Here is a 10,941-nt window from a genome sequence, read left to right on the forward strand (position 1 = left end):
AGGAGGTCAAACGATGGTCATTCAAACCGTTCGAGGGCAACTCACTGCCATCGATCCTGATAAAAACCGCCGCTTTTTGCTGGCGGTATCGACGGGCGTCGATTCGATGGTCTTGTTGCAGAGCTTTTGTCAGTTGTTTCCTGAAATGCAAAAAGAGCCATGTTTTGGTGTGGCACATGTGAACCATCAATTGCGTCCAGCATCTGCCAAGGAAGCGGCTTTTTTACGGCAGTACTGCCAAGAACGCGGCATTCCTTTTTATGAACGGTGTTGGGAAAATCCGCCAGAAACCGGCGTAGAAGCTAGCGCTCGAAACTTTCGCTATACATTTTTTGCCGACGTCATGTCTCAAGAAGGCTATGATGTTTTGCTGACTGCTCACCACAGTGATGACCAAGTAGAAACGATGTTGATGAAGATGATGCGAGAAGGGCGCTTGCGATCGGCTGGCGGGATGAAACAGCAGCAGCCTTTTCACACAGGGATCTTGTTGCGTCCACTGCTTACTGTCAGCAAGGCAGCGATTTACGACTATGCGCAAGCACAGCAGATTCCCTACTTTGAAGACGAAAGCAATCACGAACCGCTGTATTTGCGAAACCGACTACGCCAGCAAGTAGTGCCAGCCTTAAAAGCGGAAAATCCGCAGCTGCTGCCGCATTTTCAACAGCTTTCTGAAGAAGTACAGTTCGCCAATCAGCTGATCCAACAAGAGCAGCAGCAATGGTTGTCTGCATTCGTTCAACAGCAAGCTGCTCGCTTAGTGATCGATCTGCAACAGCTGCCGACGTTTTCGCCAGCGCAACGCTATTTTTTCTATGCGGGTTTTTTACAGCAAGCAGAGGCTTTCACGAAGCAGCCCCTCAATCAAAAACAGCTGTCGCAGTTATTGCGTCTGCTGGATGAAAAGAAAGGGCAATGGCAATTGGCGTTGCACAAACAGTGGCAGCTGCGGCGCAGTTATGACCAATTGTTATTGGAACCTGTTACTGTTCCCCAAAAGCCTGCAGCGCCGTTGACAGAAGTTAGTCAGCGACTGGTTTTAGGGGAGGGGATCTATCTTTCTGAAAAGGAATGGATTGGGTATTTTCCGATAAATGAACAGCATATTCCCAAAAAAATCACAAATTGGTCAGAGTTTTCCCAAGATTTACCGCTAAACTATTCCTCTGAGCTGGTGGTGCGTAAGCGCCAGCCGGGAGACCGAATCCGCTTGGCTCGTGGTCTGACCAAAAAGATCAGTCGTTTTTTTATCGATTCAAAAATTCCTAATGAAGTGCGAGAAAAAAGTTGGGTCGTCACAAACCTTGAAAAAGAGGTGATTGCCTTACTACCTCATACATTTTCCTATTTGAGTATTGCGCCAGAAACTGATAAAATACACTACATACTTCTTTATAAATATCAGAAGTAAGAGTTGGAAGGAGAACTTTATGCTAGATAAAGATATTGAGAAAATTTTGATTTCCCGTGACGAAATCAAAAATCGTTGTGTGGAACTTGGTCAAGAATTAACGGCGGCTTATGCGGATAAAAATCCTCTAGTCGTAGGTGTGCTGAAAGGTGCCGTTCCTTTCATGGCAGACATCGTCCGTGAGATGGATTGTTACTTGGAGTTAGACTTCATGGATGTCTCAAGTTATGGCAATGCCATGATTTCATCTGGAGAAGTCAAGATCATCAAAGATTTAGATACAAATGTTGAGGGCCGTGATCTCTTGATCGTTGAAGACATCATTGACAGCGGTCGCACATTGGCTTATCTGGTGGATCTATTCAAATACCGTAAAGCGAAATCAGTGAAAATCGTAACGTTATTAGATAAGCCAGAAGGTCGTGTCGTTGAGATCGATGCAGATTATGTCGGCTTCGATGTGCCAAATGAGTTTGTTGTTGGATATGGACTGGACTATGCAGAGCAATATCGAAACTTACCTTACGTTGGCGTCTTAAAACCTAGTGTTTATCAGTCAAATTAGTGACTGTTCTAAATCAATTGTGATACAATTAAATGGTCAGGATTGATAAAACAAAATAGCCAGGGAGGTACGCATGAATAAGAAAAATAACGGTATGGTAAAAAATACCTTATATTATGTACTTGTCTTGTTGGCGATGGTCATGGTCGTATATTTCATTTTTGGAAATGGCAATCAGCAGACCCCAACGATCGAGTACTCCACGTTTACAGAGCAACTGAAAGACGGGAAGATCAAACAGTTTACTGTTCAACCCGCTAACGGTGTGTATCGAATCGTGGGTGAATACAATGAAGAACAAACCGTCAGCAATGACAACAGCTTGTCTGTTTTAGGCAATACACAGGCGAGTTCGACCCGCTTTTCAACGATCATTTTACCAAATGATTCTACATTGAGCGAAGTCACTAGTTTGGCCTCGGCAGAAGGGGTCAAAACTACCATCGAAGAAGAATCCAACAGCGGCATTTGGTTATCGCTTTTGGTTAGTTTCTTACCACTTGTGATCATCATTTTCTTCTTCTACATGATGATGAGCCAACAAGGTGGCGGCGGTGGCGGTGGCGGCCGTGTGATGAACTTTGGCAAATCAAAAGCCAAAGAAGCGGATAAAAAAGCCAACCGCGTACGTTTTTCAGACGTAGCCGGCGCAGAAGAAGAAAAACAAGAGCTTGTCGAAGTCGTGGAATTCTTGAAAGATCCTCGACGTTTCGTTGAATTAGGTGCTCGTATCCCAGCAGGTGTCTTACTTGAGGGACCTCCGGGAACCGGGAAAACGTTACTAGCCAAAGCCGTTGCTGGTGAGGCTGGCGTACCGTTTTACTCGATCTCTGGTTCAGATTTCGTTGAAATGTTTGTCGGTGTCGGTGCAAGCCGGGTACGTGACTTATTTGAAACAGCGAAGAAAAATGCACCAGCCATCATCTTTATTGATGAAATCGATGCCGTCGGTCGCCAACGTGGTGCCGGTATGGGTGGCGGGCATGATGAACGGGAACAAACATTGAACCAATTATTGGTTGAGATGGATGGTTTTGATGGGAATGAAGGCGTGATCGTCATTGCCGCAACGAACCGTTCGGATGTTCTAGATCCAGCGTTGCTGCGTCCAGGTCGTTTTGACCGTCAGATTTTGGTTGGTCGTCCAGACGTGAAAGGTCGTGAAGCGATCCTCCGTGTCCATGCCCGCAACAAACCATTATCAGATGATGTTGATTTGAAAGTTGTTGCCCAACAAACACCAGGCTTTGCCGGTGCGGATCTGGAAAACGTCTTGAACGAAGCGGCATTAGTTGCTGCTCGTCGTAACAAGAAAAAAATCGATGCTTCAGATATCGATGAAGCAGAAGACCGCGTGATCGCTGGTCCTGCGAAGAAAGATCGGGTCATCAACAAACGCGAACGTGAAATGGTTGCTTACCATGAAGCAGGACATACCATTGTTGGGTTAGTCTTGAGTCGTGCCCGTGTGGTACACAAAGTAACGATCATTCCTCGGGGACGTGCGGGTGGTTACATGATCGCCTTGCCGAAAGAAGATCAATTCTTGATGACCAAAGAAGATATGTTTGAACAAATCGTTGGGTTGCTTGGTGGACGTACGGCTGAAGAAATCATCTTCGGGGTACAATCAACAGGTGCTTCCAATGACTTTGAACAAGCAACTGCGCTTGCAAGAAGCATGGTGACAGAATATGGAATGAGCGACAAATTAGGTCCAGTTCAATATGAAGGAAACCATCAAGTCTTTGTCGGTCGTGATTATGGTCAAACAAAAGCTTACTCTGAACAAGTTGCCTTTGAAATCGATCAAGAAGTTCGCAAGATTTTAATGGATGCTCATCAAAAAGCCCATGAAATCATTGAAGAACACCGTGCACAGCACAAATTGATCGCTGAAAAACTGCTTGAACATGAAACATTAGATGCCAAAGCAATCAAATCCTTGTTTGAAGAAGGCAAAATGCCTGAAGGAACCGAAAGCTCTGAGTATCCTAGTGAAAAAGCTCAAACGTTTGAAGAAGCGAAACGTGCGCTGGAAGAAAAAGATGCAGAGAAGCAAGCTGCAGAAAAACACAGCGAAGATGCACCATCAAACGATTTTGATCAACAATTGGAAGATGTTCGCCGCAATAGCGAAAGCCAACCGACTGATCAAGAAAACAAAGATGATAACGCCTAAAATAAGACGTATCAAGGCACCGAGGAAACTCGGTGCCTTTTTGTTTCTATTTAAGAAGACTTTCCTTAAATTCAAACACATTCAGTTGAAAAAAGCGGCGCTTCCTAGTATGATTCATTAATGAATAAAAAGGAGAATCAAGATGAAGGATTATTTAGTAAAAGCACTAGCATATGACGGCTTCGTCCGAGCATACGCCGTATCGGCAACAGAAACGATCGCCGAAGCACAACGACGCCATGAAACATGGAATACGGCATCCGCTGCTTTAGGGCGAGCGATGGTGGGAAGTTTGTTATTAGGCAGTACCTTAAAAGGGGAAGACAAATTGACCGTCAAAATCCAAGGAAATGGTCCTGCTGGGGCAATCGTCGTAGACAGCAATGGTCGTGGGGACGTAAAAGGATACATAAAAAATCCGCAGATCAGTCTGCCGTTGAACCCTCAAGGAAAATTGGATGTTCAGGGCGCAGTGGGTGACCAAGGGATCTTTACCGTGATCAAAGACTTAGGGCTAAAAGAACCCTTCTCTGGACAAACACCGATCGTCTCTGGGGAGCTTGGGGAAGACTTTACTTATTATTTAGCAGTGTCAGAACAGATTCCTTCTGCTGTTGGTCTAAGTGTATTAGTAGAAACCGATGATTCGATTCGGGCAGCCGGCGGTTTTATGCTACAGATCATGCCTGGTGCCAGTGAAGAAATCATTGATGCCATCGAAAAACGTTTGGGAGAATTGCCTCGAGTATCAACCTTGATCGATGAAGGCCAATCACCAGAAGAGATCTTAGCGACATTGTTGCCAGATACGACGATCGAAGTACTAGAAAAAATGCCCGTCCAGTTCCATTGTGATTGCACGAAAGAAAAATTTGCGACAGCGATCATCACCTTAGGGGCTGACGAGATCCAAGCGATGATCGATGAAGACCACGGGGCAGAGGCAGTCTGCTCATTTTGTGGCAACAAGTATCATTTTGATGAAACGGAATTGGCGGCATTGAAGAAAGAGGCGGAAGCGTAAGTGAAAGATAGACAGACATGGCAGATCGGCTCGGTTGAGATTCCTAACCGCGTCGTCGTTGCGCCAATGGCAGGGATCACCAATTCTGCATTTCGTGTGACAGTCAAAGAATTTGGCGCGGGTTTAGTCGTCTGTGAAATGATTAGTGACCGAGGGATTCAACTGCGTAATAAGAAGACCCTTGAGATGCTGTTTATTGACGAGACGGAGCATCCTCTTAGTATTCAGATTTTTGGTGGGAATAAAGCATCTTTGGTAGAAGCAGCGCAATTTGTCGCAGAGAACACAACTGCCGATATCATTGATATCAACATGGGGTGTCCTGTAAACAAAATCATCAAAGCAGAAGCTGGTGCGAAGTGGCTTTTAGATCCCGACAAGGTTTATGAAATGGTCCATGCTGTTTCCAGTGCGATCGACAAGCCCGTTACCGTCAAAATGCGGATCGGTTGGGATGAGCAGCACGTCTTTGCGGTTGAGAATGCCCAAGCCGCAGAAGCAGCGGGTGCCGCAGCGATCGGTATGCATGGCAGAACCCGTGTACAGATGTATGAAGGATCGGCTGATTGGGACGTGTTGAAACAAGTGAAGCAAAGTATCACGATTCCCTTTATGGGCAACGGCGATGTCAAAACCCCTGAAGATGCCAAACGAATGTTGGAAGAAGTCGGTGCAGATGCAGTGATGATCGGACGGGCAGCGTTAGGCAATCCGTGGATGATCCACCGCACCAAGCAATACTTGGAGACAGGCGAGTTATTGCCGGAACCAACACCACGAGAAAAAATTTCGACAGCGAAACTTCATTTAGAACGGTTGGCTGATCTAAAAGGGGAAAAAATCGCTTCGCGAGAATTTCGTCAACATGCTGCGTACTACTTAAAAGGTATTTCGCGGGCAGCCAAAGTCAAAGCGGCAATCAACCAAGCGGAAGATAAGCAGACGATTTTTGATTTATTAGATGCATTTGTGGAAAAGACCGAAAAACAGCCGCTAGCAACTCTTAAGGAATAAGAAACAAATCAAGTCGATTCGAAAGTTCGGCTTGATTTTTTGTGTCATCATTGGCATTATAAGAAGGAAACCCAAGTTAAGAATGGAGGAAAACTCGTGACAGAGGAACGACAAACACAAGAAGAATTGAATGATCAAATGTTGGTTCGCCGTGAAAAGATGGAAAAACTACGGGAAGAAGGCATTGATCCTTTTGGCAAGCGATTCGAACGCACCCATAATTCTGCCGAGTTACATGAGTTATTTGATCAAAGAACCAAAGAAGAATTAGCCGAAATGAATCTTTCAGCAAGCATTGCAGGAAGAATCGTTACAAAACGTGGAAAAGGGAAGGCTGGTTTTGCGCATTTACAAGACCGCGAAGGCCGTATTCAAATATATGTACGTAAAGACCAAGTAGGGGATGAACCTTACGAAGTATTCAAACACGCAGACTTAGGTGATTTCTTCGGCGTATCTGGCGAGATCATGAAGACCGATACCGGCGAAGTGACCATCAAAGCCAAAGAAATCGTGATCTTATCAAAAGCATTGCGTCCATTGCCTGATAAATACCATGGCTTGACGAACGTAGAACAACGCTACCGTCAACGTTACTTGGATTTGATCAGTAATAAAGAAAGCTTTGATCGTTTCATGAAACGAAGCCAAATCATCAGCGAAATTCGTCGTTACCTTGACGGTCATGGGTATATCGAAGTCGAAACGCCAGTATTGCATAATCAAGCGGGTGGTGCAGCGGCTCGTCCCTTCATTACCCACCACAATGCCTTAGACATGGATCTGTATTTACGGATCGCTCTTGAGCTTCACTTAAAACGATTGATCGTGGGCGGCATGGAAAAAGTTTATGAGATCGGCCGCGTTTTCCGAAATGAAGGAATCGATACGACCCATAACCCTGAGTTTACGATGCTAGAAGCGTATACGGCATATACAGATTTTAAAGATGTGATGGATCTAACCGAAGGCATTATCCGTAATGCTGCTGAAAAAGTCTTGCATACAGCAACGATCCAATACGATGGACAAGAAGTCGATCTAGCTAGCGATTTTGCACGAATCCATATGGTCGATGCAATCAAAAATCAAACAGGTGTGGATTTCTGGCAACCAATGTCCGTTGAAGAAGCCCGCAGCTTAGCGAAAGAACATCATGTTGAAATCACTGATGCCATGACTGTTGGCCATATCATCAATGAATTCTTTGAGACATTTGTTGAAGAAACGTTACAGCAGCCAACCTTTGTCTTCGGTCATCCAGTGGAAGTTTCGCCATTAGCGAAAAAGAATCCAGAAGATGAACGCTTTACCGACCGCTTTGAATTATTTATCGTTGGTCGTGAATTTGCGAATGCCTTCACGGAACTAAATGATCCAATCGATCAAAGAGAACGTTTTGAAGGGCAAGAAAAAGAGCGCGAAGCAGGAAATGATGAAGCCCATGGGGTGGATGAAGATTTCTTAGAAGCACTTGAATACGGTATGCCGCCAACTGGTGGATTAGGGATCGGGATCGATCGCTTAGTGATGCTGTTGACAGATGCGCAATCGATTCGCGACGTTTTATTATTCCCAACAATGAGATAAAAAAACTCCGTCCACTCGCAAGAGATGGGCGGCTTTTTTTCTTGTCTGCTGGATCAGGGAGAAAAACAGCGAGGAATTAGAGGGGAAAACGCCACGATAGTTGCCAGAAAACGGATTAAATGCGAACGATAAAAGCTGGATCCAATGCGATTAGACGGGTTTGTAAAAATTGAAAAAAGCCATAGAAAATGATTGACCGCAAGGGATTTAGTTGGTATATTATTACATGTGCCAAATGACTAAATGAATTCCTAAAAAGAATTGAAAAAAGTAGTTGACGCACAGCTCGACAGATGATATTATAACGAAGTCGCAATTTTAAAATAGTTAATTGATGTTGATACATCAACAAAATTAATTGAAAAAAGTTGTTGACAAATAACAAATCATTTGTTATTCTAATTAAGTCGCTGAGACAGCCGCTACGAAGTTGAAAAACAACGAGCGAAAAAACTTTTAAAAAAGAGTTGACAATTAAATGCCACCCTGATATAATATAAAAGTTGCTAACACAGCACGGTAGACCTTTGAAAACTGAACAAAGCAAGCAAACGAACCAATGTGTAGGACGTTTCAATTTATTGGAACAAATACATGCAAGCAATAGCTAGCAAAGTTAATTTTTATGAGCTTAATGACCGTATGGTCATTCAAACAAATCATTATGAGAGTTTGATCCTGGCTCAGGACGAACGCTGGCGGCGTGCCTAATACATGCAAGTCGAACGCTTTTTCTTTCACCGGAGCTTGCTCCACCGAAAGAAAAAGAGTGGCGAACGGGTGAGTAACACGTGGGTAACCTGCCCATCAGAAGGGGATAACACTTGGAAACAGGTGCTAATACCGTATAACACTATTTTCCGCATGGAAGAAAGTTGAAAGGCGCTTTTGCGTCACTGATGGATGGACCCGCGGTGCATTAGCTAGTTGGTGAGGTAACGGCTCACCAAGGCAACGATGCATAGCCGACCTGAGAGGGTGATCGGCCACACTGGGACTGAGACACGGCCCAGACTCCTACGGGAGGCAGCAGTAGGGAATCTTCGGCAATGGACGAAAGTCTGACCGAGCAACGCCGCGTGAGTGAAGAAGGTTTTCGGATCGTAAAACTCTGTTGTTAGAGAAGAACAAGGATGAGAGTAAAATGTTCATCCCTTGACGGTATCTAACCAGAAAGCCACGGCTAACTACGTGCCAGCAGCCGCGGTAATACGTAGGTGGCAAGCGTTGTCCGGATTTATTGGGCGTAAAGCGAGCGCAGGCGGTTTCTTAAGTCTGATGTGAAAGCCCCCGGCTCAACCGGGGAGGGTCATTGGAAACTGGGAGACTTGAGTGCAGAAGAGGAGAGTGGAATTCCATGTGTAGCGGTGAAATGCGTAGATATATGGAGGAACACCAGTGGCGAAGGCGGCTCTCTGGTCTGTAACTGACGCTGAGGCTCGAAAGCGTGGGGAGCGAACAGGATTAGATACCCTGGTAGTCCACGCCGTAAACGATGAGTGCTAAGTGTTGGAGGGTTTCCGCCCTTCAGTGCTGCAGCAAACGCATTAAGCACTCCGCCTGGGGAGTACGACCGCAAGGTTGAAACTCAAAGGAATTGACGGGGGCCCGCACAAGCGGTGGAGCATGTGGTTTAATTCGAAGCAACGCGAAGAACCTTACCAGGTCTTGACATCCTTTGACCACTCTAGAGATAGAGCTTCCCCTTCGGGGGCAAAGTGACAGGTGGTGCATGGTTGTCGTCAGCTCGTGTCGTGAGATGTTGGGTTAAGTCCCGCAACGAGCGCAACCCTTATTGTTAGTTGCCATCATTTAGTTGGGCACTCTAGCGAGACTGCCGGTGACAAACCGGAGGAAGGTGGGGATGACGTCAAATCATCATGCCCCTTATGACCTGGGCTACACACGTGCTACAATGGGAAGTACAACGAGTTGCGAAGTCGCGAGGCTAAGCTAATCTCTTAAAGCTTCTCTCAGTTCGGATTGTAGGCTGCAACTCGCCTACATGAAGCCGGAATCGCTAGTAATCGCGGATCAGCACGCCGCGGTGAATACGTTCCCGGGCCTTGTACACACCGCCCGTCACACCACGAGAGTTTGTAACACCCGAAGTCGGTGAGGTAACCTTTTTGGAGCCAGCCGCCTAAGGTGGGATAGATGATTGGGGTGAAGTCGTAACAAGGTAGCCGTATCGGAAGGTGCGGCTGGATCACCTCCTTTCTAAGGAATATTTCGGAAGACTACACATCGTTTGCCTTTGTTCAGTTTTGAGAGGTCTACTCTCAAGTAAATACCCGGGGCCTTAGCTCAGCTGGGAGAGCGCCTGCTTTGCACGCAGGAGGTCAGCGGTTCGATCCCGCTAGGCTCCATTAACGACAATGGTCGTTATGCTTTGTTCATTGAAAACTGGATATCGAAGAAATAATCAAAACAAGTAACACACACCGAGTTGAAATGTTAAAAGAGTTTTTTAATAAGTTCAACGCTTATTTTCTTGAGCAACCTTCTATCGCTAGAAGAAGTACTCAAAACCGACCGTAAGGTCAAAGGTTAAGTGAATAAGGGCGCACGGTGGATGCCTTGGCACTAGGAGCCGATGAAGGACGGGACTAACACCGATATGCTTTGGGGAGCTGTAAGTAAGCTATGATCCAGAGATTTCCGAATGGGGGAACCCAGCATCTTTTATAGGATGTTACGTCTGCGTGAATACATAGCGCAGTCGAGGTAGACGCAGAGAACTGAAACATCTAAGTACCTGCAGGAAGAGAAAGAAAATTCGATTCCCTGAGTAGCGGCGAGCGAAACGGGAAAAGCCCAAACCAACAAGCTTGCTTGTTGGGGTTGTAGGACTCCGATATGGTAGTCTATTCAGATAGTCGAAATACTTGGAAAAGTATGTCAAAGAGGGTAAAAACCCCGTAGGCGAAATTTGGATAACACCTAGGAGGATCCTGAGTACGGCGGAACACGAGGAATTCCGTCGGAATCCGGGAGGACCATCTCCCAAGGCTAAATACTCCCTAGTGACCGATAGTGAACCAGTACCGTGAGGGAAAGGTGAAAAGCACCCCGGAAGGGGAGTGAAATAGATCCTGAAACCGTGTGCCTACAACAAGTTAGAGCCCGTTAATGGGTGATAGCGTGCCTTT

Annotated in this window: 6 protein-coding genes, 1 tRNA gene and 2 rRNA genes (1 of these 9 cut by a window edge); all 9 read left to right on the forward strand. The window is 45.7% G+C overall.

What is annotated here, in order from left to right; genetic code table 11:
* Positions 1 to 13 precede the first annotated feature (13 nt).
* The gene (tilS, locus tag IGJ15_RS00790; protein ID WP_010748999.1) at positions 14 to 1,414 is read left to right on the forward strand and encodes a tRNA lysidine(34) synthetase TilS; all 1,401 of its coding nucleotides are present in this window, start codon (positions 14 to 16) and stop codon (positions 1,412 to 1,414) included.
* 19 nt (positions 1,415 to 1,433) lie between these two features.
* Entirely contained in the window at positions 1,434 to 1,979 is a 546-nt protein-coding gene (hpt, locus tag IGJ15_RS00795) for a hypoxanthine phosphoribosyltransferase (protein WP_005230750.1), read from the forward strand.
* Positions 1,980 to 2,052: 73 nt separating this feature from the next.
* Positions 2,053 to 4,161 carry an ATP-dependent zinc metalloprotease FtsH gene (gene ftsH / locus IGJ15_RS00800; protein ID WP_010749000.1) on the forward strand — a complete coding sequence of 703 codons (2,109 nt, stop codon included), beginning with the start codon at positions 2,053 to 2,055 and terminating at the stop codon, positions 4,159 to 4,161.
* A gap of 142 nt (positions 4,162 to 4,303) precedes the next feature.
* The gene (gene hslO, locus IGJ15_RS00805) at positions 4,304 to 5,185 is read left to right on the forward strand and encodes an Hsp33 family molecular chaperone HslO (RefSeq protein WP_010749001.1); all 882 of its coding nucleotides are present in this window, start codon (positions 4,304 to 4,306) and stop codon (positions 5,183 to 5,185) included.
* A complete protein-coding gene (gene dusB / locus IGJ15_RS00810) occupies positions 5,186 to 6,199 on the forward strand; it encodes a tRNA dihydrouridine synthase DusB (protein WP_005230757.1) in 1,014 nt (337 codons plus the stop codon).
* Positions 6,200 to 6,295: 96 nt separating this feature from the next.
* Positions 6,296 to 7,789: a lysine--tRNA ligase gene (gene lysS, locus IGJ15_RS00815; protein ID WP_005230758.1), complete on the forward strand. Its 1,494-nt coding sequence runs from the start codon at positions 6,296 to 6,298 to the stop codon at positions 7,787 to 7,789.
* A gap of 660 nt (positions 7,790 to 8,449) precedes the next feature.
* Positions 8,450 to 10,009, forward strand: a 16S ribosomal RNA gene (locus tag IGJ15_RS00820).
* 76 nt (positions 10,010 to 10,085) lie between these two features.
* Positions 10,086 to 10,158, forward strand: a tRNA-Ala gene (locus IGJ15_RS00825).
* 179 nt (positions 10,159 to 10,337) lie between these two features.
* A 23S ribosomal RNA gene (locus IGJ15_RS00830) occupies positions 10,338 to 10,941 on the forward strand (it continues 2,311 nt past the right edge of the window).
* Together the 16S and 23S rRNA genes with 1 tRNA gene alongside form the textbook arrangement of a ribosomal RNA operon.

The organism is Enterococcus sp. AZ079 (assembly GCF_050547255.1).
Taxonomy (GTDB): domain Bacteria; phylum Bacillota; class Bacilli; order Lactobacillales; family Enterococcaceae; genus Enterococcus_D; species Enterococcus_D casseliflavus.

Bases quoted from the DNA above. Each gene is read 5' to 3' on its own strand.
- tilS (WP_010748999.1), top strand. From the start codon at position 14: ATGGTCATTCAAACCGTTCGAGGGCAACTCACTGCCATCGATCCTGAT.
- hpt (WP_005230750.1), top strand. From the start codon at position 1,434: ATGCTAGATAAAGATATTGAGAAAATTTTGATTTCCCGTGACGAAATC.
- ftsH (WP_010749000.1), top strand. From the start codon at position 2,053: ATGAATAAGAAAAATAACGGTATGGTAAAAAATACCTTATATTATGTA.
- hslO (WP_010749001.1), top strand. From the start codon at position 4,304: ATGAAGGATTATTTAGTAAAAGCACTAGCATATGACGGCTTCGTCCGA.